Below are 23,695 nucleotides of genomic sequence, written 5' to 3'. Positions count from 1 at the left end.
ACGGGTTACTCGCCCAGCGCGGCGATCTCGTCCTCGAGCCACTCGCTGAACCACTTGACGCGTTTCAGGCGCTGGTGGGCGATGCTCTCGGCGGTGTCGCTCTCGACCCGCGAGGCGGCGTCGTAGCCGCGCTCGAGCACGCGCTCGATCATCTCGTCGCACTCCATGTGAGTGCGGGCCTCGTAGCCCATCCGAAGCAACATGAGGGCGGTGCCGTTCGCGCCGACCTTGTCGAGCAGGTCGGCCTCGATGAGACACTGTGTCTCCAGCGCGAGGTCGCTCAGATCGCCCTGATGGGAGTGGTGTTCGATGGCGCGACACACCTGCTGGACGAACGACTCGGGGTACTCCCCGCGCGATTCGAGGTACTCGCGGGCGACGCGAGCGCCGGCCTCCGCGTGGAGTTCCTGATCGGTCTCGAGTTTGGCGACGTCGTGGAAGAGGGCGGCGACGCGGGTGACGTCGGTGTCCGCGCCCTCCTCCTCGGCGATCTCGACCGCGAGATCGACCACGTTGAGGATGTGGTTGTGCCGGTATTCGGCGGAGTGCCAGGGGTACCAGCGCATCCGGCCGCCCTCGTCTTCTTTCTCGACGCTCGCCGCGAGGTACTCGAAGACGAATCCCTTCATCGCCTCGAACTCGGCGTCGGCCACTCGCGTTTCTTTTATTTCAACGCCCACGATAGATCCCTCCGCAGCAGACGAATGATAGTCATTACCGGAATGTTCGGTCGTTTCGCTCTTTAGCCTTTGGTTCGGAACGGTTTCGGGAGAACGTGACAGTCACGGCACGAAGAACGGTCGACCGACCGCCGTACTCCCCGAATCGTTCTCGTCTCGAAATCCCGTCGCTGCGCGTCGGATGCGAACTATTTTCCGTTAAAGTCAAACGGTCGGCTCGGGAAGGTGTGGGTATGAGCAGCGAACAGGAAGCGGAGTCGATTCGGTGTCTCGTCGCCAAAGTCGGCCTCGACGGCCACGACCGCGGGGCTCACGTCATCGCCCGCGCGTTCCGAGACGCCGGCTTCGAGGTCATCTATTCCGGACTGCACAAAGCCCCCGACGAAATCGTCCAGGCCGCGGTGCAAGAGGACGTCGACGTCCTCGGTATCTCCATCCTCTCGGGGGCCCACGACACCCTCGTTCCGAAGATCATGGACGGCCTCGAGGAGTACGGTGCCAAAGACGACACGCTGGTCCTCGCCGGCGGCGTCATCCCCGACGAGGATCGCGCGGGACTCGAGGAAGCGGGCGTCGCGGCGATCTTCGGCCCCGGCACCTCGATCGAGGAGACCATCGAGTTCGTCCGCGAGAACGCGCCCCAGCGATGAGCGTGGACCCCGACGACCGGGCGCTGCTCGAGGCGCTGCTGGCGGGGGAACACCGCGCGCTCGCCCGGACCATTTCGAAGATCGAGAACCGTTCGCCGGGCTATCGCGATCTGGTCTCCGAACTGTACGCGCACACGGGAAGCGCCGACGTGATCGGCATCACCGGCTCGCCGGGCGCGGGGAAGTCCACCCTGGTCGACAAACTCGCGGAGTCCTACCGCGAGCGCGGTGACACGGTCGGGATCATCGCGATCGACCCCTCCTCGCCGTTTACCGGCGGGGCCGTGCTGGGCGATCGGATCCGGATGGCCTCGACGGTGGGCGATATGGACGTCTTCGTCCGGTCGATGAGCGCCCGCGGCACGCTCGGGGGGCTCTCGACGGCGACCGCGGACGCGGTGAAGGCGATGGACGCCTTCGGCAAGGACAAGATCATCATCGAGACCGTCGGTGCCGGCCAGAACGAGATCGACATCGTTCGGACCGCCGACAGCGTCGCCGTCCTCGTCCCGCCGGGTTCGGGCGACGACATCCAGACGCTGAAGGCCGGCATCCTCGAGATCGCAGACGTCTTCGTGGTCAACAAGGCCGACCGCGACGGGGCCGACCGGACCGTTCAGGAACTGCGAGAGATGATCCAGCTCGGCGACGGGAGCGACCTCGCCGGTGGCGGCGGCCACCACAGCCAGGAGGTCATCGACGCCCACGACGACTGGGACGGCGAGCCCGACGACGGCGCCGCGACCGACGAGAGCTGGACGCCGCCGATCGTCGAGACCGTCGCCATCCACGGCACCGGCGTCGACGAGTTCATCGACGAACTCGCGGCCCACCGTGACTACCTCGTCGGCTCCGGCGAGCACGCCGAGCAGGTACGCACGCGCTATGCCGAGGAGATCCGCACCCTGTTGCGCGAGGACGTCCACGCGATGCTCGAGGACGAACTCGCCGCGGCCGGCGGAATCGACGACCTCGCCGAGGCCGTTCGCCAGGGCGAGACCGATCCGTACACGATCGCCAGCGACGTTCTCGAGCCCGTCGAAGCGTGTCTCGAGGATCTCGAGACCGACGCTGACGTCGAGTCGAACCCGAACTAGAGCCGTCGTTTTCGGTCCGCTCCGCCGCGATCGGTCGTTCGACTGAGACGCCGAATGCGTCGTTCGCGTCTACCGACGTTCTACCCCACTACTGAATCCGCTACGAGGAGCAGCCGTCTCTCCTGCAGAGCCGTCACTGCTGACGGATCCTCGCCGTCCGAAGCGACCGCTCCAGTCTGTAAATACAAACCAAAAACATAATTAACTACAGATTCTAGAGGAGTGATATATAATGAAAGAGTACAGCAATTATGAAATTCCAGAAGAACTGACGACCGCGGATGCGCAACGCGACCCGTATCCGTTTTTCGAGCGACGACGGCGCGACGATCCGGTTCGGTACGACGATCGTCGCGGAGTGTGGGACGTGTTCCGATACGACGACGTTCACGAGGTCGTCTCGCAGCCGGACCTGTACTCGTCGGCCGGAACGTCGCATTTCGGCAAACAGATCATCGCGACCGATCCCCCGGAGCATACGATCCTTCGTGACGTGATTAGCGATCAGTTCGACGCCGGCGGGTTGGCCGACCTCACACCCGCCATCGAGCGAAAGGCCGAACGGTACGTGACGGGGGCGATCGACGGTGTCGGAACGGTCGACTTCAACGAGGCGATCGCCAACCCGTTCCCGATCTCGGTTCTGGCCGACCTTCTGGGCATTCCGGAGTCAGAGCGCGACCGGTACCGAGAGTGGACGGAGGCCCTGTTCGGCGCGCCGCCCGCGATCGTCCCGGAGAAAGTCCGAGCCAGCCACAAACGTCGTGACGAAACCCGACGCGAGATGACGGCGTTCTTCGAGCGGATCGCTCGAGAGCGTGAAGCGGATCCCGGTGACGACCTCATTTCGACGCTCCTCGAGGCCGAAGACCGAGTCGATATGTTCGACCGGGAGCTCACGCTCAATACGTGCAACATCCTCATGTCCGCCGGCCACATCACGACGTCGACGTTCATCTCGAACGCGGCCCTCGTATTCACGCGACAGAACGTCTGGCAGCGTATTCGAACCGGCGAGGTGACGATCGGTGACGCCCTCGAGGAGGTGCTTCGCTATCGGTCGCCGGTGTTGCGCTTCGATCGAGTGGCGGCCGAGAAGACGACGTTGGCCGGGCGGAAGATCGACGAGGGTGATCGGCTCATCCTCTGGCCGGCGTCGGCTAACCGCGACGAGCGGGTCTTCGACGATCCGGATCGATACGTTCCGGGCCGGACCGCCGAGCGGCCACACATCGCCTTCGGGCAGGGTATTCACACGTGTATCGGTAACCAACTCGCCCGTCTCGAGGCCGAAGCGGTGCTCTCGAGGGTCGCGGACCGATACCGCGAGATCGACCTCGACGCGGACACGCTGCAGCCGTTTTACAGTACGGTGCTCAACGGGATGGAACGGCTTCCCCTTCGCGTCGCAGCGTGAGCGCCGGCTTATGGAATCAGCCCGGGGCGTGCGTACGCGACGCCGTCCATGAGCCGTCGCGCGGTCCGGGCGAACAACACGTGCTCGACATCGCCGCCCTCGGTTTCGATCAGCGCGTCCATCGTTCCGGACGGATGGCCGATCGTCAGTCGATCGCGATCGTTAGACGGCGAGACGAGTTCGTCGACGACGGTCCCGTCGATCCGGCTCGCAACGGCCGTACAGACGGCACCGGTTCCGGCGTAGGCTTTGTGAAGGGTCCCATCGGCGATGAGGCGGCCCACCAACGAGACCTCGGACTCTCGCACTCGATCACCCTCGTAATCGCGATAGTCAGTCGGGGCCGCGACGAGGACCACGAGCGGCAGGATCGTCTTCTCGCGGGCGTCTCGAGCGCTAGCGGCCAGCCCCGAACGGACGGCGAGCGTCGTTCTGAGTTTCGCGACCGTCTCGAGAAGCGACTCGTTCGAGTCGATCTCTGCTGGTAGTTCCGTGCCGTCACAGCCGAGCGCAGCCGCTGGCACGAACACGCACGGGTTCCCCGCGTCGACGTACGAGCACTCGATTCGCTCGCCGTCGACGACCACTTCCTCTCGGGGCGATCCGGTCGGTAACACGCCCTCGCCGGTCGTCTCGCCGCCGGGGTCGACGAACCCGACGTTGACCCGGGCGCCCGTTCCGGGAACGCCCCGTATCGAGAAATCGCCGGCGACCCGCGGGACACCGTCGTCGACCGGAACCTCGTTGAGCATCGAGAGCCCGGAGTTGTCGTTTCGAATCCGGACCGTCGTCTCGGGCTCGCTCGGTTCGACCAGCCCTGCCGTCACAGCGAAGTACCCGACGGCGGCCGAAATATTGCCGCAGCTCACGTCGTAATCGATCGTCGGGGCCTCGATTCCGACCTGTCCGAACGTGTATCGCACGTCCGCGGTCGCCTCCGACGCAGGGGAGACGATTGCGATCTTGCTCGTGAGGATATCCGCACCTCCGAGTCCGTCGATCTGGCGGGCGTGTGGACTCCCCATGACGGAGAGAATCGTTCGATCCCGCTCGTTCGGATCGTCGGGCAGCGCCTGCTTTCGAAAGAACACGGCACGGCTCGTTCCCCCTCGCATTACCGTACACGGGACTGATCGCACGCAATCGTCGACGGCGGTGACGCGGTCGGCTCGCCAGTCGATACTGTTGACCATACTACTCCGACAGATTTAATTTAGTTATATACTTCGAAATCTAACTGTTAAAATCATAGTCATAGGTTCAAACACCGATCATATAGTATCACCGCTATATCGAGTTATCGAAATATTCATTAATATAAGATTGAATGGCCTCTGTATCGTACCATGAACGAGACGCAAGCAACCGAGCGATCAAAGCGAGATCCCAGCCTCGAGTCGATCACCGTCGCCGACGCCGACGCCCACATCACCGAGACGTTCGACGAAATCGTCTCCTACATCGACGACGAGTACGCGGACGTACAACGTGTCTGTGAGGCCGCGTCGCTCCCGTTAAACGACATCATGACGTTGTCCCGATCGACTCCTTCACAGCCGTTCAACGAGGAATCGACCGGCTCGGACATCATCACGGAACAGATGGACGTCGACGAGAAACTCGCGAAGATGGACGAGGTCGGCGTCGACTGTGGCATCATCACGCCGACGCTCTCGTTACTGCTACCGACGGTCAACCGTCCTCGATACGCCGTTGCGCTCGCAAACGCGTACAACCGGTACATCCTCGATCAGTATGCCGTCGACAACGAGCGACTGAAAGTGGCGTTGACCGTCGCGACGCACAAACCCGAGCGGGCTGCAGCGGAGATCGACAGATACGGTGACGAAGACCACGTTGCGGGCGTCCAGTTGCCGGCGACCGGACTCGTCCCGCCGCCCGGCGACGAGTACTACGATCCGATCTATCAGGCGGCTCAGGACAACGAACTGCCGGTGTTGTTCCACAGCGGCGGCAACACCGCCCTTCTGCTTCCGGAGATCGCACGCTGTGCCAATACATACGTCGAAGAGCACTCGGTCAACCATCCCTTCTCCCACATGTGGAACCTCTCGACGATGCTGTACCGCGGCGTTCCGGAGCGGTTCCCCGACCTCGAGTTCGTCTTCCAGGAGGCGGGTATCGGTTATATTCCCTACTTCACGTGGCGATTAGACGACCACTATTTGGAACGCGCATACGAGGTCCCCTACTTGGAAAAGCTCCCCAGCGAATACATCGAGGACCAGTTTTACTTCTCGACGCAGCCCGTCGGCCTGACGGAAAAACCGGGGAGTCGAGAGACGGCCGACTATATCGCACGAACGATCGAGATGGTCGGCGCCGAACAACTCATGTTCGCGACCGATCTCCCCCACCCCGATTTCGATACGCCGGAGGAGCTCTACCGTCGTATCCGGGGTCGACTCGATCCGGACGAGGTTCGTGCCGTAATGGGTGGCAACGCCATCGATGTCTTCGGCTTCGACGGGGTCGGTGCGTGAGATGCCCGGGAAACGCTACAAAGTCGACGACGCCATCGACGTGGCCGACCACGGCTCCAGTGCCGTCACCGAACTCGGCGGCATCGAGGTCGCGATTTTCAACGTTCACGGTGAGCATTACGCGCTCCCCAATCGGTGTCCCCACGTCGGTGCCCCGCTCGGAAACGGGACGCTGACCGGCCACACGGAGGTCACGGACGACCGAGACCTCACCTACGACGAAACCGAGGACGTCGTCGAGTGTCCGTGGCACTGCTGGCGGTTCGACGTGACGACGGGGAAGAACATCGACGACGACCGATATCGCGTACCCACGTTCGACGTCGAAATCGACGACGGCGAACTGTTCGTCGTAATCTGAGGGAAAACGGGGACGGAGCCCGGCTCGTCGATCGGCGTTCGGACGCGGGAGTTACTGGCGCTGCTCGAGTGGTACCCAGGTCCGATCTTTCTCTCCGACGTACTTCGCTCGCGGCCGAATGAGTCGGTTGTTCTCGAGCTTTTGGAGGCAGTGTGCCGTCCAGCCGCCGGCTCTGGCGATAGCGAACGTCGGCGTGAACAGTTCCTTGGGCACGTCGACGCCGTGGAGGAGTACGGCCGTGTAGAACTCGACGTTCGTCTCGAGTTTCCGTCCCGGCTTGTACTCCGCGAGGAGGTCGACGGCGACGGCTTCGATCTCCTTGGCCAGTTCGAAAAACTCCGAGTCGCCGCCGGATTGATAGAACTCCGATGCCGCCGTGGAGAGGACTTCCGCTCGCGGATCACGCACCTCGTAGACTCGGTGGCCAAAGCCCATCAGCCGATTACCCGCCTCCATCGTGTCGCGGATGTACTGTTCGACGTCGCCCCGCTCCTGTATTTCCAAGAGCATATCGAGCACCGGGCCGGGTGCGCCGCCGTGTAGCGGCCCCTTGAGCGCCCCGACAGCGCCGGTGAGTGCAGAATAGAGATCGGATTCGGTCGAAACGATAGTTCGGGCGGTAAACGTCGAAGCGTTGAGGCCGTGATCGACGACCGTGTTCAGATACGTTTCGAGTCCGCGAACGCGGGCGGTCGACGGCTCCTCACCCGTGAGCATATAGAGGTAGTTGGCTGCGTGTGAGAGGTCTTCGCGTGGCTCGACCGGTTCGACACCGTTGCGAAGCCGCCAGTACGCGGCGACGATCGTGGGGAACCGTGATACTAAGACGAGCGCATCCCGCTCGGGGTCTTCGCCGTCGATATCGAGTGTAAGCGACGCTGCACCCATCCGGAGCACATCCATCGGCGCCGATCCCGACTCGGCGGCCGCACGCACGACGGCCATCGTTCCCGGTGGGAGTGATCGGTACTGGGCCAGCGATGATTTGAACTCGTCGAGCTCCGCTTCCGTCGGCAGTTCGTCGTTGTAGAGAAGGAACAGCGTTTCCTCGAAGGTCGCATTGGTCGCGAGTTCCGATAGCGGGTAGCCGCCGATGATGAGCGTTCCGCCCGCTCCGTCGATATAACTTAGATTCGTCTCCGCAACGGTAATATTCTCGATTCCCTCGTGAATTTCATCATCAGTCATGATCTACGATAACTGTGGTGGGTTAATAAAAGTATATGATATATCTGTGGGCATCTCGGTTGCAGCAGTGGATGCGTGTCCCGATGTGCGTTCAATAATGGAACGACCTCGGTGGTCGGATACCCGTTTTCGGAAACCGAGACCGTTCGACGGAATCGAAGTTCGAAATTCTTATCACCCACTTCCAAATAGTATTATACCGTATAGAATATGAATCAAATATTAACCTGGATAAGTCAACGATGACAACACCTGTGACTGGAGAGATCGAACAGCGCCAGCACCTCGAGCTGACGAGCCCGCGATTCGACGACGGCGGCCCGCTCCCGGAGTCGATCGGCTATGCGACCGAGAACGAGAACCCGCCGATCGAGATCGGTGGCGTTCCGGACGAAGCGGAGTCGTTGGTACTCGTCGTAGACGATCCCGACGCGGAATCGGTGGCCGGCCACACGTTTACGCATTGGCTCGTCTGGAACATCGACCCCGATATCGGACGGATTCCGGCGGGATGGAACCCCGACGCCGTCGAGGGGTACAACGACTTCGTCGAGCGGGGATACGGCGGGCCCGCGCCGCCGGAGGGGAGCCACCGATACCGGTTCAAACTTCTCGCGCTCGATTCCGAACTCGAGATGCCCCCGGAAACGCGAAAGCAGCGCCTCGGATCCGCGATCTCGATGGACGCGACGGTCCTCGCGGCGACGCAGATCGACGGAACCTTCGACGCGTCGTAGGACCGGCTTCGAGTTCGGGACTCGTCTCACACCGGATACCGTCCGTCGCCGGGCGGTGACCGCGAACGGATCGGCGGCGTTGCGTCCCGTCGGACGTGTTTTTGTGGCAGTTCGCCGAGGCGGCTCCTTCGGTGATCGGTACCTCGAGCGGCGGAAGGAGGGGAACCGAGAGTAACGGAAAGAAGGGGACCGAGAGAGACGGTACGGCGGTCGCGACGCCTCGTCGTGGCCGGTTATTTGGCTTCCGCGTTCGACGCCCGGTGGAGCAAGTACGTCGCGATCGACCCGAATACGAGATCGAGTGCGACGAATAGCGCGATCACCGGGACGAGCGTGTTCCAGATCCCGCTGAACGCCGTCACTTCGACGACCGTCAGCGTGTGTTCACCGAGCATGAGCGCCCGGATGCCGTCAACCCCGTACGTGACCGGATTGACCGTTGCGATCGCTTGTGCCGAGTCGGTCAGCAGCGACACGGGGATAAACGCACTCGAGAGGAACAGTAGCGGGAACCGAAAGATGTTCACCCCGATGATCGTGGATTCCCTGTCCTGCGTCACGAGCGCGACGATGTTTGCGACCGCAGTCGACCAAAGCCCGAAGAGAACTACGATGGTGACGATTCCGAGGATGCCGGGTACTCCCGTCGCGATGTATGGCCCCCCGGATCCGCCGGTGTAGACCAGCAGGAACGCGTAGCCGAACAGGAGGATGAGCGATGCCTGCAGGATCGACCGAATCACTTCCGACAGCGCCTTTCCGAGGAGCATTCCGCCGCGGTTCATGGGGGAGACGAGTATTTTGTCGAACATTCCGCTCTCGATGTCGTCGATGAGGCCGATGCCCGAACTCGTCGCCGTCTCCATCACCGAGAGGATGATGATCGCCGGCGTGATGAACGCGACGTAGCTCACGTTCGCGCTGACCGCGTCGCCGACGACCTCCTGTGTGACCGGTTCGAAGACCACGGTGATCACGATCAGGAAGAAGATCGGCTGGATGACGGAGCCGGCCACCACGAACAGGGTCCGCGTGGACTTGCGAAGCCAGCGTTTGAGATTTATCCACACGTCGGTGGCGAACCCGTTGCCTTCGGCTCGAGTCGGTCTTTCGTCGTCGGCCGAGTCCGTTGGTACGCTCATTGGGATAGCTCCGCCCGCGTGGACGTAGAGAGGATGTCGGTGTCGTCGTCCGCGACGTTTTCATCGCCGGTGATCGTGAGGAAGACGTCGTCGAGGGTCGGCGACCGAATGTCAAAGCCGCTGACTGGCATGTCGGCATCGCGCAACGCGATCATGAGATCCAACCCGGCCCGGTGGGCGTCGCGAGACGTCACGCTGATCCCCTCGTCGGTCCGCTCGAGATCGCCGTCGTCGAACAGGTCCGTATTCCGGGCGACCCGTATCGCGTCGGCTTTGGTCGACGCCGACGGATCCTCGAGCGATATCGACACGACGTCGCCGCCGACGCGGGATTTTAATGCGGCCGGCGAATCCGTCTCGACGATCGTTCCGTCCTGGATAACCGCGATGCGGTCACACAACTGGTCGGCTTCTTCGAGGTACTGCGTTGTGAGAAAGATCGTCGTGCCGCGTTCGTTGATGTCGCGGAAGTAGTCCCACAGCCGGAGTCGCGATTTGGGATCGAGTCCCGTCGTGGGTTCGTCGAGAAAGACGATCGGTGGCCGGTGGACGAGTGCCGTCGCAGCGTCGAGTCGTTTTTTCATCCCGCCGGAGAACTCCCGTGCCTTCTTGTCGGCGACGTCGGTGAGACCGACGAGGTCGAGGAGCGCGTCGATGCGATCCGGTCGCTGGGACGGCGCGACGCCGTAGATCTCACACGCGAATCGGATGTTCTCGCGAGCCGTAAGCTCACCGTCGACGCTCGTTTCCTGTGCCATGTATCCGATCGATTCGCGCACCCCCTGTGCGTTCGACGCGACGTCGAACCCGTTGATGCTGATATCGCCACCGGTGGGCTTCAAGAGGCTCGCCAGCATCTTGATCGTCGTCGTTTTCCCCGCACCGTTCGGGCCGAGGAATCCGAAAAACTCTCCGTGGGGAATCGTGAGTGAAACGTCACTCACGGCTCGCGTTCCATCAGCGTACGTCAGGCTGATGCCGTCGACATCGATTGCAGCCATATTCGATCCTCCCAGACCGAGTTAATAAAAATTGCTAAATATTTGTACATTGTTCGTTCCGAGGAGGTAACATTTCCCGGAGATGGCTTCCGGTGAACGATTTGGGACGGGTGGTTCCCGGCCGCAACCACGAACGGTCGACCGATCGTCCGACCGTTTCTGCAGATCGATGTGAGGAAAAATAAAAGACGGACGGTTCGTATATTCATCACGATGGACCCGTACACGCACGACCCTGCGCTATCGACGTTCGAAACCTACGAGGCAGCTCGCGACGAGTTCGAGTGGGAGATCCCGGACGAGTACAACATCGCGACGGATATCCTCGAGACGCAACCGAACGCCGAGCGTCGCGTCGCGATGGTCGTCCCCGACGAGGACGGTGGGACGCGGTACACCTTCGCCGACCTCGACGCGACGGCGAGCCAACTCGCGACCCTCCTCTCCGAGAAGGGCGTGACGCGGGGCGACCGCGTGGCCGTCGCCGCGCCGAACGACCCGCTGACGCTGTGCTCGCAGCTCGCGATCTTCAAGCTCGGTGCGGTGGTAGTCCCGCTTTCGTCCGAGTCCGACGCGGACGCGCTGCAGTACCGCCTTTCCGACAGCGGCGCTCAGCATCTGGTGGCGAACGCGACGGTGCTCGACCGGATCGCGACGGTGATGGACCTCGAGACGGCGTTCGAGTCGGTGCTTTCGATCGACGGCGGGGAGCGTGCGGACTGTCACCTCGAGCGGGAACGGGCCGCGTTCGACGCCGATTTTGCGGCGCGTTCGACGGCTATCGACGATCCAGCGATGGTGATCTACACGAGCGGGACGACCGGCGACCCGAAGGGAGTGGTCCACGGCCACGGACACTTCGTGGGCTGTTATCCCGGTGCGGAGATGTGGAACGACCTCGCGGTCGGGGTCGACCGCGTCTACTGGTCGAACGCCGAGTGGGCGTACGTCGGCGCGCTCTGTTATCTCTACACCGCGCTTCACTACGGAGGCACCTACGTCGCTCGGCGGCTGGACGACCCGACCGACGGCGACGCGCTGGGTAAACTCCTGCGGTCCGAGGGCGTGACGAACGCGTTCATCAAGCCGGGGCATCTCAAACGGCTGAAAGAGTCCCACGAGACGGTGCCCGCGCTCGAGCGACTCTCCGTTGTCAGTACGGGCGGTTCGCCGTATCGATCGGAGCTGCTGGAGTGGGTCGAGTCGTCGCTCGGTGCCGTGCCCGTCGAAGCCTACGGTCAGACCGAAGCGCAGTTGTTCCTCTCGGACTGTCCGGCCTGGTTCGAGCCGAGTGCGGATCGCATCGGGAAGCCTGCACCCGGTGCCGACGTTCGACTCGTCGATCAGTCGGGCGACGACGTCGGCACCGACCGGATCGGCGAACTCGCCGTCCCCGCGTCGCATCCGGTCGCGTTCGACCGCTACTGGAACATGCCCGTCAAAACGGATGCACAGCGGGTCGGCGACGTCTTGCGGACCGACGTGATGTGCCGGCGGGACGAGGACGGCTCCGTCGAATACGTTTCCAGAAAAAGCGATATTATCGCACTCGAGGAGCAGTACGTGAGGCCGACGGACGTCGAGACGGTGCTCAACGCGTCGTCTCCGGTGGCTGCCTCCGCCGTCGTCGGCCGGGAAGCTGACGGCGAGATCGTGGCGTACGTCGAACTGAGCGACGATGCGGCCGCGGAACTCGATACCGACGCGATCGAAGCCGAACTCCTGTCGCACCTCTCCGAGCGGTTGGCCCCGCATCAAGTGCCGGGCTCGATCGCGGTGATCCCCGAGATACCGACGACGAAACGGGGGAAAATCAGGCGGACGGCGCTTCGTGGCTAGTCGGATTCCGGCGGCCGTCGTCCGTCCCACTGTGGCGTCACGATCGCGGCTCGAGATACGGGAGTGACCGTTCGGTCTCGCGGATCGCGGCTTCGCCCGACCGTAAGATGGCGGTCGTATCCCACGTGCCATTGACGAGCGCGCGCCGTTGCGTTTCCGGAACGGTAACGTCGACCGTCCGGTCGCCGTACGTGACCGTTTCGCCGGGGATGTCGACGGTGACGGTACCGTCGGGGGTGGTCTCGATCCACGCTTGCAGCGCGTCGATCGTCGCCGCGTCCGCGGTCACCGTCGGCACGCCGAGAAGCAGGCAGTTCGAGGCGAAGATATCGGCGAACGACTCGCCGATGAAGGCATCGATCCCTCGCCGGACGAGGGCCTGTGGCGCGTGTTCTCGGGAGGACCCACACCCGAAGTTTCGGTTGACCACCATCACCGACGCCTCGTCGAACCGATCGTCGTTCATCGGGTGGTCGGTCGGGGTATCGGTTTCGTCGTAGCGCGCATCGAAGAACGCGAACTCGTCGATTCCGTCGAAGGTGACCACTGTGACGAAACGGGCGGGGATGATCTGATCGGTGTCGATGTCGTTGCCGCGGATCGGTATCCCGCTGCCGGCGACGGACGCGACCGACGGCGGATCGCCAGCGCGTTCGGTCACGTCGCCACCCCGTCGAACGTACGCACGTCGGTCACGCACCCTTCGATCGCGGCGGCGGCGACCATCCGCGGGCTCATCAGGACGGTACGGGCCGTGCTCGCTCCCTGCCGGCCGACGAAGTTCCGGTTCGACGACGAGGCACAGACCGCCTCGCCCGTCAGCCGGTCCTCGTTGACGCCGACGCACATCGAGCAGCCGGGTTCGCGCCACTCGAAACCGGCCGATCGGAAGGTGTCGTCGAGCCCGTCGGCCTCGGCGGCCCGCTTGACGCCCTCGCTTCCGGGAACGACCAGTCCGCGGACATCGTCGTGACAGCGTCGGTGTCGAACCATCGACGCCGCACGGCGGAGGTCCGCGAGCCGCGCGTTCGTACACGAGCCGACGAACGCGACGTCGATCTCGTAGCCGTCCATCGGCTCCCCCGGCTCGACGTCCATGTGGCGCTGGGCGCGCTGAGCGGCGACGCGGTCGTCGTCGTCGAGCCCATCGGGGTCGGGAACCGGATCGGAGATGCCGACGGCCTGTCCGGGCGTCGTCCCCCACGTCACCATCGGCTCGAGGTCGCTGACGTCGATCGTCACCGTCTCGTCGTACCGGGCGTCCGCATCCGAGCGGATCGACTCCCAGTACGCCCGTCGCTCCTCGAATAGATCGGGCCGGTCGCGAAAGTGGTCGGTCGCCCGCAGCCAGTCGTAGGTCGTCCGATCCGGATTGACGTACCCGGCGCGGGCACCTCCTTCGACCGACATGTTACAGATCGTCATTCGACCGCTCATGCCCAACTCACGGATACAGTCGCCGGCGTACTCGTAGACGTAGCCGACACCGCCGTCGGTCCCGAGTCGTCGAACGATCTCGAGCATCACGTCTTTGGGGCCGACGCCGTCGGCGAGGGTTCCGGTCACCTCGATCCGCCTGACGGCCTGTTTTTCGACCGCCACGGTCTGCGTCGCGAGGACGTCCCGAACCTGAGAGGTTCCGATTCCGAACGCGAGCGCGCCGAAGGCCCCGTGCGTCGACGTGTGGCTGTCGCCGCAAACGATTGTCATACCGGGCTGTGTCAACCCCCGTTCGGGCCCGATGACGTGGGCGATTCCTCGCGTCTCCGTCCCCGGACCGGCGATGTCGATCCCCGTCCGCTCGGCGTTGTCCTCGAGCGCGGTGATCAGTCGCTCGGCGTCGTCGTCGCGATACGGCCGTTCCGCGTCGCCGGTCGGGACGATGTGGTCGACCGTCGCGTGGGTCCGGTCGGGCCGGGCAACCGACAGCCCCCGCTCGCGGAGCATTCCGAACGCCTGCGGGCTCGTCATCTCGTGAACGAGGTGCAAACCGACGTACAGCTGGTCCTGCCCCGTGGGAAGCGACCGCACCGTGTGTCGATCCCAGACCTTGTCGTACAGCGTTCCCCGGCTCATCGTCGGCGCTCCCCCCGGCGATCGTCGGTCGGCAGGGACGGCGAGCGGGTCGGTGACTTCGGTTCAATCATCGTTCACCGCTCCATCGGCGGTCCGCGTCGCGCCAACGTCGCGGGCGAACCGCTCGAGGTCCTCCACCGTCACTCGGTTTTTCGCGGCGGCGTGTTCTTTGACCGCCCGCGTGATCGCCCGGACGTTCTCGTCGGACGGGGCGAATCCGAGGTCGCAGAGCCGTTCCCGGACCGAGCGGGTGCCGGAGTGTTTCCCGAGGACGAGTTTCCGTTCGGCGCCGACCATCTGGGGCGTCATGACGCCGGGTTCGAACGTGTCGGCGTTCTCGATGACGCCGGCGGCGTGGATCCCGCTCTCGTGGGCGAACGCGTTCGCTCCGACGATGGGCTTGTTCGCCGGCACCGCGATTCCAGACGCCTCGGCGACGGTCTCCGAGAGGGCCGTGAGCCGCGTCGTATCGATCCCGGTATCGGCGTCGTACAGGCTGTGCAACGCCATGAGGACTTCATCGTAGGCCGCATTGCCGCCGCGTTCGCCGATCCCGTTGACCGTCACTTGCGCCTGCGACGCACCGGCTCGCAGCCCCGCCAGCGCGTTCGACGCGGCGAGCCCGAAGTCGTCCTGCGTGTGAACGTCGATCCGCGCGTCGGTTCGAGCGTCGATCCGCGAGACGAGGTCGTAAAATCGATCCGGCGTGGCGACGCCACACGTGTCCGGCACGACGATCCAGTCCGCGCCGGCGTCCGTAACCGCATCGACGACCTCGAGCAAGTACGACTCGTCAGTTCGAGTGGCGTCCATGGGGCCGAACATCACCTCGACGCCGGCTTCGTCCGCCCGGCGGACGGCGTCGACCGCTCGCCGTTTCGCCGCCCCCCGAGTGGTATCCATCGAGTCTGCTAACTGAACGTCGCTGGTCGAGACGAACGTCAGGATCATCTCCACGCCGGCCTCGAGCGCGGTGTCGATGTCGGATTCGACGGCCCGTGCCATCCCGCAGGTCGTCGTCGTCGTGGCGGCGGCGATATCCCGAACGGCTTCGAACTCGGCGTCGGAGCTCGCCGGAAATCCCGCTTCGATGACGTGGGTCCCCATCTCGTCAAGCGTCGATGCGACCGCTCGCTTCTCGTCGTAGGTAAACGAGACGCTCGGCGACTGCTCGCCGTCGCGGAGCGTCGTGTCGAACAACCGGGCACGCTGCAGGTCGGAATCGCAATCGAGAGCCCCTCGATGTACTGCTTGATGACCAGCCGAACTGTCTTTATCGCTGAACATTCACTGCTGAATTGTAAAACAATTATATTGAATTTTATGATGTGTATGGTTAATATCTGTAGGTAATTTCTTTCTTCAATCGATTACTGGAGCGTGGGAACGAATCCCCGGTCGGCCTCTCCCCGGTCTCGCTCCCGGCAGGGACCCCATCAGAACCCGAGATCTAAGGCCGTTGCCGTCGTACGGTCCCCCATGAAAGCCCGAACAGTCCTCGGTGCAGCGCTCGGAACCGTCGGCGGGGCCATTCTCGGCAATCGCCTCCTGAAACGGCGCGCCGGCGACCTCGAGAGTCCGCTTCCCGGTATCGAACGAACGTATCGGTGGCGGGGAATCGAGACGACCTACACCGTCGCCGGCGATCCCAACGACCCCGATATGCTCTTACTCCACGGGATTCACGCGGGCGCGAGCAGTAACGAGTTCGGGCCCATCCTCGAGCAACTGGCCGAGAACTACCACGTCTACGCGGTCGACCTCCCCGGCTTCGCCCGATCGGAGCGGCCGCCGCTGGTCTACTCGGCGTCCCTCTACGCCGAGTTTATCCGCGACTTCGCGGCCGACGTCACCGACGAGCCGATCGTCGTCGCGTCCTCGTTGACCGGCGCGTTCGCGGTCGACGCCGCCGACGAAATCGATATCGAACGGCTGGTGTTGATCAGTCCGACCGACGAGACGAGCGACGCGCGACCGTGGGTCCGCACCCTTCTGCGGACGCCCATCGTCGGGACGACGCTGTACAACCTGCTCGCGAGCAAGCCGTCGATCCGGTACTTCTACGACCGCGACGGCTACTACGATTCCGACCGCATCGACGCCGGCGAAGTCCAGTACGCCTGGGACACCGCCCACCAGCCCGGCGCGCGCTACGCCCCCGCGTCCTTCGCCGCGGGCACCCTCGACCCCGAGTTCGATCTCGCGACGGAACTGGCCGCCCTCGAGACGCCGACCACGCTCGTCTGGGGCCGCGATGCGGAACTCGTCCCGCTTCGGAAGGGGCGAGATCTCGCCGAGGCGGCCGATCTCGATCTGGTCGTCATCGATTATGCGACCCAACTGCCACACGCCGAACACCCCGACAAGTTCGTCGAGTACCTGAGCGCGGAACTCCCGCGGGCCGGTATCGACGTCGACGAGTAGCCGGACGTATCCGCTGACTCCGCCCTTACTTCGGAACGTTCTCGATCGCCGGCGGCGAGACGGCCGCTTCCTCTCGTTCGTCGCCCATACCGGTCGTGACGATGAGGCGCATCCCGCGGCGCACGCTCATGTCGATCTCGTGAACCTGATCTTCCGGAAGCAACACCAATCGGCCGGCGGTCGGGTTCGGACTGTTCGGCAAGAAGACGTTATAGGTCTCCTGCCCGGACACGTCCTCGACCGCCCGCGGGCTCTCGCCCGTGACGAGGCCGATCATGTAGACGCCCTCGCGAGGGTACTCGACCAGCACGACGCTCTCGTAACTCGTCTTCCGCTCGACGAGCGAGTCGGCGACCTGGCGAACGCTCCCGTAGATCGTGCTGACCAGCGGCACCACGTTGACGAGCCGACCGATGTTGCCGAACAGGTGTCGGCCGACGCTCTGCTGGGCGAGAAAGCCCAGCACGACGATCGCGGCGACGATCAGGACGACGGCCAACAGTTGAGCGACGACTTCGACGTTTCTCGTGTACTGCGCCAACCCCGCGGCGCGAACGACCGGCGTGACGAACTGTAACGACCAGTTGACGAGGAAGCGAAGAATGTACAGCGTGACCGCGAGGGGCGCGACCAGGATTAGCCCGGCGACGAAGCTGCTCTTGACACGAGACGAGAGAGTCATAGCATGTCGTACTCGTCGAAGTAAAAATACCCTCTGGCGACCGAAAGAAACCGCGCGTCAAACGATCGTCGCGACGGACTCGGTCGAATGCGAACCGGCTACGCCGGCCGGAGTCCGATAACGCGCTCGCCGGTCGTCTCGGAGACCGTACTCTCGAGTTCGACCTCGAGCCCGGTCTCGACCGTCGCGGGATCGACGCCGACGATCTGACCGGTGATCCGCACGGGGCCGAAGTCGACGATTGCCGTCGCGTACGGGGCGTCCTCCTCGAAAGCGGGCGTCGGAACGTGCGTGACGGTGAACGTCTGGACCTCGCCGGTCTCGGGCAGGGCGGCCTCCTCGAGGTCGGTCGAGCCGCAGTCGGGGCACACCCGTCGCGGCGGCAGGGAGCCGTGACCGTTGGCGCACTCGAGGAAGTAGGCCTCGCCGTCCGCGGCAGCCTCGAGCCACTCGTCGAAGCCGGCGTCGGCGACGGATTCGGCGTCGCTCATCGATCCGTCACCTCCAGCACGTGAACGGTCGCACTGGCGACCGTGCCACCCGCGTTGTGGGCGACGCCGGTCGTCGCGTCCGAAACGTGTTCGCTATTGGGATGCTCGCCGGTCAGGAGATCGGTGACTTCGGCGATCTGGGATGCGCCTGTCGCGCCCACCGGGTGCCCCTTGGCCTTGAGCCCGCCCGAGAGGTTGACCGGCGTTTCGCCGTCCGCAGTCGTCCGCCCGTCGCGAGCCGCCGAGATCCCCTCGCCGATCGGCTCGAGATCCAAGGCCTCGAGCGCGAGCACTTCGGCGATCGTAAAGCAGTCGTGGACCTCCGCGAGGTCCACGTCGCTCGCGTCGACGCCGGCGTCGGCGTAGGCTTCTTCGCCGGCCGCGCGCGCGGCGGGCGAGCGGGCGAGATGGTCGCGGTCGTGCAGCGCCATCCGGTCGCCGCCTTGCCCGGTGCCCGTGATCGCAACGGACGCCTCCAAGTCGTGCTCATGGGCGTAGGACTCGCTCGTGAGGACGAGCGCGGCCGCGCCGTCCGAGATCGGACAGGCGTCGTACAGCCCGAGCGGTTCGGAGACCGGCGGGGCCTCGAGAACGTCCGAGACCTCGATCGCGCTCTGGTACTGGGCCTTCTCGTTGGTCAGCGCGTTCGCGTGGTTCTTGACGGCGATGTGGGCGAGGTCCTCGTGCTCGCCGCCGAACCGGTCGAAGTAGGCCTGCGCCATCAGGGCGTACGCACCGGGGAAGGTCACGCCGGCTCGCACCTCCCAGAGGTCGTCCGCGGCGATCGCGAGCGCTTCGGTCGCGCCCGCGGTACCGAGGTTAGTCATCCGCTCCGCCCCGCCGACCAGCAAGACGTCGTTCTCGCCGTTACGAATTCGTTTGACGGCCTCGCGGACGGCGGTTCCGCTCGAGGCACACGCGGATTCGTAGCGGGTCGCGGGGGCCTGGACGCCCGCCGCTTCGGCCATCAGCGGTCCCTGGTGGCCCTGATGCTCGGAAAGCTCGCCCATGAAGTTGCCGTAGAGGACCGCCTCGACGTCGTCTCGCGGAACGCCACTCGCTTCGAAGGCCGTGATACTCGCTTCGGCGAAGAGGTCGCGGCCGGTCCGTTCGGGGCTGTTTCCGAACGGCGTTAGCCCTGTGCCTGCTACTCGTACGTCACTCATAGGCACAGGTAGTGGTCGGATCCGTTAATACTCCGCGGTTACGGATCCCCCCTCACGTTCGGTGACACGTCATATTTAGTTACGGTCGCTCTTTCCGCGGCCTTTTATGAGAAGCCGACGCAGTTTCGAGCATGACAACCGTTCCGTTCGACCTGGATCTCCTGACGGAACTCACCGAGACGAGCGGCGTCCCCGGCTACGAGGATCGCGTTCGCGACCTCGTCGTCCGAGAACTCGAGGGGTCCGTCGACCGCATCCGGACCGACGCGATGGGCAACGTCGTCGGAACGCTCGAGGGCGAGAGCGACTACTCGGTGGCCGTCGCGGCACACATGGACGAGATCGGCTTCATGGTGCGCCACGTCCGCGGTGACGAGGACGGCTACGGTTTCGTCGAACTCGACGCGCTCGGCGGCTGGGACGCCCGCGTCCTCAAGGCCCAGCGGGTGACGATCCACGCCGGAGACGAGGACGTTCCGGCCGTCATCGGCTCGCCCCCGCCGCACACGTTAGACGAGAAAGAGCGGGAGAAGACCCCCGAAGTCGAGGACGTCGTCGTCGACCCCGGCCTCCCCTACGACGAGCTCGAGGAGCGCGTCTCGCCCGGCGATCTCGTCACGATGGACCAGACCACCGAGCGCGTCGGCGAGACGATCACCGGCAAGGCCCTGGACGATCGGGTCTGTCTGTTCGCCATGCTCGAGGCTGCCCGCCGATTGACGGAGCCGGACGTGACGATCCACTTCTGTGCGACCGTCCAGGAGGAAGTCGGCCTGCGGGGCGCGCGCACCCTCGGCGTCGATATCGACCCCGACCTCGCGCTGGCGCTGGACGTCACCGTCGCCAACGACATCCCCGGCTTCGACGCCGGCGAGCGCGTCACCGAACTCGGCGACGGCACGGCGATCAAGCTCAAGGACTCGAGCGTCATCACCAACCCGAAGCTCCACGGCCGCTTGCAGTCGGTCGCCGACGCGGAGGGAATCGACCACCAACTCGAGATCCTCCCCGCGGGCGGCACCGACACGGCCGGCTTCCAGCAGGCGTCCGGCGCGAAACCGGTCGGTGCGATCTCGGTTCCAACGCGGTACCTCCACACCGTGACCGAGACCGCCCACGTCGACGACGTCGCGGCGACGATCGACCTGCTCGAGGCGTTTCTGGCGACCGAAGACGGGGAGTACGACTACACCCTCTGATACGGTTCGCTGTACCGATGTATCGGCGCGACCGCAGGCTGGATCGCGGTTGCGCCGGTACTGACGTACAGCAGACCGTACGAACCGGCTCGGACGAAGCGGTCGCGACGGCCGATCCACCGCCGTCGCAACTTGAGACGCGCGGCGAGCGGTGACGGCGCCGACGGCCTCGCGTCGGTTCGGTCCGTTCGACGAGGCGAGCGTGGGGAGTATCGGCGGCCTGACGAAGCACATTTCAATGATGCCTTTCATTTCACTCGTACCTGACTATCATGGACGCTCCCGACGGTCCGGATCCGGACGCGGTCTCTCCCCTCGCGTGGCGACTCCTCCGGGTCGCGGCCGGATACGATCAGCGGGCGGTCGAACGGGAAATCGACGAGCTCGTGCAGGCCCATCTCTCGATGCTCGAGAGCGGGAGTCGGTCCCTGTCTCGTTCCCGCCGAGGGACGCTCCTGAAACTCTACGGCTCCGAACTCACTGACGAGCAGATGCGAGCGATCGTCGACCACTTCTAGCTGTCACCGTGGGCACGTTCGCGAATGAAAGAGCTTAAGAATAATAGTGATAATCCTGCCTGTATCAATGATACATGGATTGTTAGGCGGGTCAAACGGCCGAATACTGCAATTTCTCCTAGCCGGAATCGGGTTGGTGGCGATCGCGGCCGCGCCATCTCCGTCGGGGCTCTCGACGACGGGGCAGTACGCCATCGCGACGATGTTCTTCGCCGGCTTTCTCTGGGTGAGCGGCGCACTCCCGTTGGCGGTCACCGCGCTGACGATTCCGGTGTTGTTGACCGGGACCGGCGTCTACGACACCATGGACGCCGCTCTCGTCGGGTTCGCCGACCACATCATCTTCCTCTTTCTGGCCGGGTTCATGCTGGCGAACGGGATTCAAAAGTACGATATCGACAGACGGATCGCGTTATACGCCATCGCCAGGATGGGGAGTTCACCGCGACGGTTGATCCTCGCGATCATGGTCGTGACCGCCGTACTGTCGATGTGGGTCTCGAACACCGCGACGGCCGCGATGATGACGCCCATCGCGATCGGCGTCCTCACGCAGGTGCTCGACCGGGACGATCTCGCGTCGGCCGGGGACTCGACCCGAGATTCCGAGGCGGTCGAAACGACCGAAACGGCCGCTGACGGCGGGGCCGTCGAACAGACGGCCGACTTTACGAACCTCCAAATCGGAATGCTCCTCGGGACCGCCTACGCCGCGAGCGTCGGCGGCGTCGGGACGATCATCGGCACGCCGCCGAACGCGATCCTCGTGGGCCAGCTCAACGCGATTCTGGACTACGAAATCGGGTTCACCGACTGGTTCCTCGTCGGCTTCCCGGTCGTCGTCGTGACGCTCCCGATCGTCTGGTTCGTCCTGACGTACGTGCTGTATCCGCCGAAGATTCCGGAAGTCGAGGGGGCTCGTACCACCGCCCGCGAACAACTCGAGGCCATGGGCGAACTCGATCCTCGCGGGAAACGGGTTGCGGCGATCTTCGCCGTGACGGCCGGGCTCTGGATGCTCGGCGGACTCGGCGAGTTCTTCGAACCGTACCTCTCGAGCGTCTGGCTGACGACGCTGTTCGGCGGGGACGGAATGACGGTCTTCGGCGTCGAGGGCCATCAGGGACTGCTCTACTACGTCATGGTCGGCGTCGCCGCGATTCCCGCGCTCGTGCTGGCCGATACGATGGAGTGGGACGAACTGGTCGACATCGACTGGGGGACGCTATTGCTGTTCGGCGGCGGTATCTCCCTCGCGAACGCGCTGGCGGACACGGGCGCGACGGAGTGGATCGCGGATACGGTGTTCGGCGGCCTCGTCGGCGCCCCTATCGTCCTCGTCATCGGTGCGGTCGTCCTGGTGGTCATCTTCCTGACCGAGATGACGTCGAACTCCGCGACGACCAGTATCATCGTTCCCATCCTGATCAGCCTGGGGAGCGTCTTCTCGGCGACGCTCGGGCTGACCGACTTTTCGACCGCGCTCTTCCTCTCGGTCGCCGGCGCGATCGCCGCGAGCTTCGCCTTCGCGCTCCCGGTCGCGACGCCGCCGAACGCCATCGTATTCGGTAGCGGCTACGTCGAGCAGCGCCACATGCTCCGGACGGGGCTCGTACTGAACGCAATTATGACCGTCGTGCTGACGGGGATCATCTGGTTCCTCTTTACGTTCGTCTGGCCACATTTGCTGTGGTGAGCGACCGAAGAGGGTGACACAGTTGTTTGGATAGGAATGATGTTCTGAGCGCGTGCTGAATCGAAGACGCGAATGTCGCATGAGACTAGCCCGATTTGCGAAGTTGAAGGCGCTCAGTACAGGACGTGTAGATATCGTTGGGGTTACCTCCAATCAACCGCCGCAAATGGATCACTCTCGATCCGGTCGTCCTCGCGACTTCAGCGTTTCAGTAGCAGGTTGGTTCAAGAGAGTCGAACGCCTAGAGTGCGCGAGATGGAGACGCTACGTTTCGATCATGTGGGTGTTGTCGTCGATGACCTCGAGGCCGTGGCCGCGTTCTTCCTCGACCTGGGATTCGAGCGCGAGGGCGGGGCGTTGGTCGAGGGCGAGACGGTCGATAAGATCAACGGGCTCGACGGCGTCCGAGCGGAGGTGGTGATGGTGCGAGCGCCGGACGGCAGTGGTAGGCTCGAACTCGTCAAGTACCACGCGCCGACCGGCGATGAGGAGGCACACTACTTTCCTGCGAACCGAATGGGCTTCCGGCACATCGCCATTGAGATCAATGGCCTCGATACGATCGTTGATAGACTACGAGGCAAAGGCTTTGACACAGTCGGCGAGGTTCGCGATTACGAGGACATCTACCGGCTCTGCTACGTCCGCGGCCCGGAGGGTCTGATCGTCGAACTTACCGAACAACTCGACTCCTCCTAACCGAACCGGCCTGTCCACCGGACACGTGCGAGGATGGAAGGGTGAGTCCCGCTGTTAAGTAAGCAGGTCTACTGAGCGGAAAGTTCGTCGGTTTCGGCGCGAAACAAAGGAAGCAGCGTGCTGAACTC

Annotated in this window: 23 protein-coding genes; 12 read left to right on the top strand and 11 right to left on the bottom strand. The window is 64.1% G+C overall.

The window, feature by feature from the left end:
* Positions 1-5 precede the first annotated feature (5 nt).
* Positions 6-680, bottom strand: coding sequence for an HD domain-containing protein (locus AC0QDI_RS07405; protein ID WP_474666732.1), 675 nt, complete (start codon positions 678-680; stop codon positions 6-8).
* A gap of 233 nt (positions 681-913) precedes the next feature.
* Between AC0QDI_RS07405 and AC0QDI_RS07400 the strand changes: the two genes are divergently transcribed.
* From AC0QDI_RS07400 to AC0QDI_RS07390, 3 genes are all read left to right on the top strand, one after another.
* The gene (locus tag AC0QDI_RS07400) at positions 914-1,330 is read left to right on the top strand and encodes a cobalamin B12-binding domain-containing protein (RefSeq protein WP_226041123.1); all 417 of its coding nucleotides are present in this window, start codon (positions 914-916) and stop codon (positions 1,328-1,330) included.
* Positions 1,327-2,427 carry a methylmalonyl Co-A mutase-associated GTPase MeaB gene (gene meaB / locus AC0QDI_RS07395; protein WP_474666730.1) on the top strand — a complete coding sequence of 367 codons (1,101 nt, stop codon included), beginning with the start codon at positions 1,327-1,329 and terminating at the stop codon, positions 2,425-2,427. The genes AC0QDI_RS07400 and meaB overlap by 4 nt, the downstream gene beginning before the upstream one ends.
* A 232-nt stretch (positions 2,428-2,659) precedes the next feature.
* Positions 2,660-3,844: a cytochrome P450 gene (locus AC0QDI_RS07390; RefSeq protein ID WP_474666728.1), complete on the top strand. Its 1,185-nt coding sequence runs from the start codon at positions 2,660-2,662 to the stop codon at positions 3,842-3,844.
* Positions 3,845-3,852: 8 nt separating this feature from the next.
* Here AC0QDI_RS07390 and AC0QDI_RS07385 read toward each other — a convergent pair whose 3' ends face one another.
* Entirely contained in the window at positions 3,853-5,037 is a 1,185-nt protein-coding gene (locus tag AC0QDI_RS07385) for a PrpF domain-containing protein (RefSeq protein ID WP_474666726.1), read from the bottom strand.
* Positions 5,038-5,190: 153 nt separating this feature from the next.
* Here AC0QDI_RS07385 and AC0QDI_RS07380 point away from each other — a divergent pair, with 153 nt between their 5' ends.
* On the top strand, positions 5,191-6,348 hold the full coding sequence (locus tag AC0QDI_RS07380; RefSeq protein ID WP_474666724.1) for an amidohydrolase family protein: 1,158 nt from the start codon (positions 5,191-5,193) through the stop codon (positions 6,346-6,348).
* 1 nt (position 6,349) lies between these two features.
* Entirely contained in the window at positions 6,350-6,709 is a 360-nt protein-coding gene (locus AC0QDI_RS07375; protein ID WP_474666722.1) for a Rieske (2Fe-2S) protein, read from the top strand.
* 51 nt (positions 6,710-6,760) lie between these two features.
* Here the strand turns inward: AC0QDI_RS07375 and AC0QDI_RS07370 are convergent, their stop codons facing one another.
* The gene (locus AC0QDI_RS07370; RefSeq protein ID WP_474666720.1) at positions 6,761-7,897 is read right to left on the bottom strand and encodes a citrate synthase; all 1,137 of its coding nucleotides are present in this window, start codon (positions 7,895-7,897) and stop codon (positions 6,761-6,763) included.
* Between the two features lie 254 nt (positions 7,898-8,151).
* Here AC0QDI_RS07370 and AC0QDI_RS07365 point away from each other — a divergent pair, with 254 nt between their 5' ends.
* Positions 8,152-8,634 (top strand): YbhB/YbcL family Raf kinase inhibitor-like protein, encoded by a 483-nt coding sequence (locus AC0QDI_RS07365; protein WP_474666718.1) that lies wholly within the window; start codon positions 8,152-8,154, stop codon positions 8,632-8,634.
* Positions 8,635-8,867: 233 nt separating this feature from the next.
* Here the strand turns inward: AC0QDI_RS07365 and AC0QDI_RS07360 are convergent, their stop codons facing one another.
* Positions 8,868-9,776 carry an ABC transporter permease gene (locus tag AC0QDI_RS07360; RefSeq protein ID WP_474666716.1) on the bottom strand — a complete coding sequence of 303 codons (909 nt, stop codon included), beginning with the start codon at positions 9,774-9,776 and terminating at the stop codon, positions 8,868-8,870.
* A complete protein-coding gene (locus AC0QDI_RS07355; RefSeq protein WP_474666714.1) occupies positions 9,773-10,777 on the bottom strand; it encodes an ABC transporter ATP-binding protein in 1,005 nt (334 codons plus the stop codon). The genes AC0QDI_RS07360 and AC0QDI_RS07355 overlap by 4 nt, the downstream gene beginning before the upstream one ends.
* Positions 10,778-10,990: 213 nt before the next feature.
* Here AC0QDI_RS07355 and AC0QDI_RS07350 point away from each other — a divergent pair, with 213 nt between their 5' ends.
* Entirely contained in the window at positions 10,991-12,616 is a 1,626-nt protein-coding gene (locus AC0QDI_RS07350; RefSeq protein WP_474666712.1) for an AMP-binding protein, read from the top strand.
* Between the two features lie 37 nt (positions 12,617-12,653).
* Here the strand turns inward: AC0QDI_RS07350 and leuD are convergent, their stop codons facing one another.
* The 3 genes from leuD to AC0QDI_RS07335 form a co-directional block, all read right to left on the bottom strand.
* Entirely contained in the window at positions 12,654-13,277 is a 624-nt protein-coding gene (leuD, locus tag AC0QDI_RS07345; RefSeq protein ID WP_474666710.1) for a 3-isopropylmalate dehydratase small subunit, read from the bottom strand.
* Entirely contained in the window at positions 13,274-14,692 is a 1,419-nt protein-coding gene (gene leuC / locus AC0QDI_RS07340) for a 3-isopropylmalate dehydratase large subunit (RefSeq protein ID WP_474666709.1), read from the bottom strand. The genes leuD and leuC overlap by 4 nt, the downstream gene beginning before the upstream one ends.
* A 63-nt stretch (positions 14,693-14,755) precedes the next feature.
* The gene (locus tag AC0QDI_RS07335) at positions 14,756-15,979 is read right to left on the bottom strand and encodes a LeuA family protein (RefSeq protein ID WP_474666707.1); all 1,224 of its coding nucleotides are present in this window, start codon (positions 15,977-15,979) and stop codon (positions 14,756-14,758) included.
* Between the two features lie 192 nt (positions 15,980-16,171).
* On the opposite strand from AC0QDI_RS07335, the gene AC0QDI_RS07330 reads away from it, so the two are divergent.
* Complete coding sequence (locus AC0QDI_RS07330) at positions 16,172-17,116, top strand: alpha/beta fold hydrolase (RefSeq protein ID WP_474666705.1); 945 nt, start codon at positions 16,172-16,174, stop codon at positions 17,114-17,116.
* 25 nt (positions 17,117-17,141) lie between these two features.
* Here the strand turns inward: AC0QDI_RS07330 and AC0QDI_RS07325 are convergent, their stop codons facing one another.
* The 3 genes from AC0QDI_RS07325 to AC0QDI_RS07315 all read right to left on the bottom strand — a co-directional run bounded on the left by AC0QDI_RS07325 (position 17,142) and on the right by AC0QDI_RS07315 (position 19,455).
* Positions 17,142-17,798: a DUF502 domain-containing protein gene (locus tag AC0QDI_RS07325; protein ID WP_474666703.1), complete on the bottom strand. Its 657-nt coding sequence runs from the start codon at positions 17,796-17,798 to the stop codon at positions 17,142-17,144.
* A gap of 98 nt (positions 17,799-17,896) precedes the next feature.
* A complete protein-coding gene (locus AC0QDI_RS07320) occupies positions 17,897-18,289 on the bottom strand; it encodes a Zn-ribbon domain-containing OB-fold protein (RefSeq protein WP_474666701.1) in 393 nt (130 codons plus the stop codon).
* Positions 18,286-19,455, bottom strand: coding sequence for a thiolase C-terminal domain-containing protein (locus AC0QDI_RS07315; protein ID WP_474666699.1), 1,170 nt, complete (start codon positions 19,453-19,455; stop codon positions 18,286-18,288). Before AC0QDI_RS07315 ends, AC0QDI_RS07320 begins: the two co-directional genes overlap by 4 nt.
* 131 nt (positions 19,456-19,586) lie before the next feature.
* Between AC0QDI_RS07315 and AC0QDI_RS07310 the strand changes: the two genes are divergently transcribed.
* The 4 genes from AC0QDI_RS07310 to AC0QDI_RS07295 all read left to right on the top strand — a co-directional run bounded on the left by AC0QDI_RS07310 (position 19,587) and on the right by AC0QDI_RS07295 (position 23,567).
* Positions 19,587-20,654, top strand: coding sequence for a M42 family metallopeptidase (locus AC0QDI_RS07310; protein ID WP_474666697.1), 1,068 nt, complete (start codon positions 19,587-19,589; stop codon positions 20,652-20,654).
* A gap of 272 nt (positions 20,655-20,926) precedes the next feature.
* Positions 20,927-21,172, top strand: a complete 246-nt coding sequence (locus tag AC0QDI_RS07305) for a hypothetical protein (RefSeq protein ID WP_474666695.1) — start codon at positions 20,927-20,929, stop codon at positions 21,170-21,172.
* 67 nt (positions 21,173-21,239) lie between these two features.
* Positions 21,240-22,868: an SLC13 family permease gene (locus AC0QDI_RS07300; protein WP_474666693.1), complete on the top strand. Its 1,629-nt coding sequence runs from the start codon at positions 21,240-21,242 to the stop codon at positions 22,866-22,868.
* Between the two features lie 255 nt (positions 22,869-23,123).
* The gene (locus AC0QDI_RS07295; RefSeq protein WP_474666691.1) at positions 23,124-23,567 is read left to right on the top strand and encodes a VOC family protein; all 444 of its coding nucleotides are present in this window, start codon (positions 23,124-23,126) and stop codon (positions 23,565-23,567) included.
* The last annotated feature ends 128 nt before the right edge of the window (positions 23,568-23,695 follow it).

Source organism: Natrinema sp. LJW11, assembly GCF_056135975.1.
This window is presented reverse-complemented; position numbering and strand designations above follow the sequence as displayed.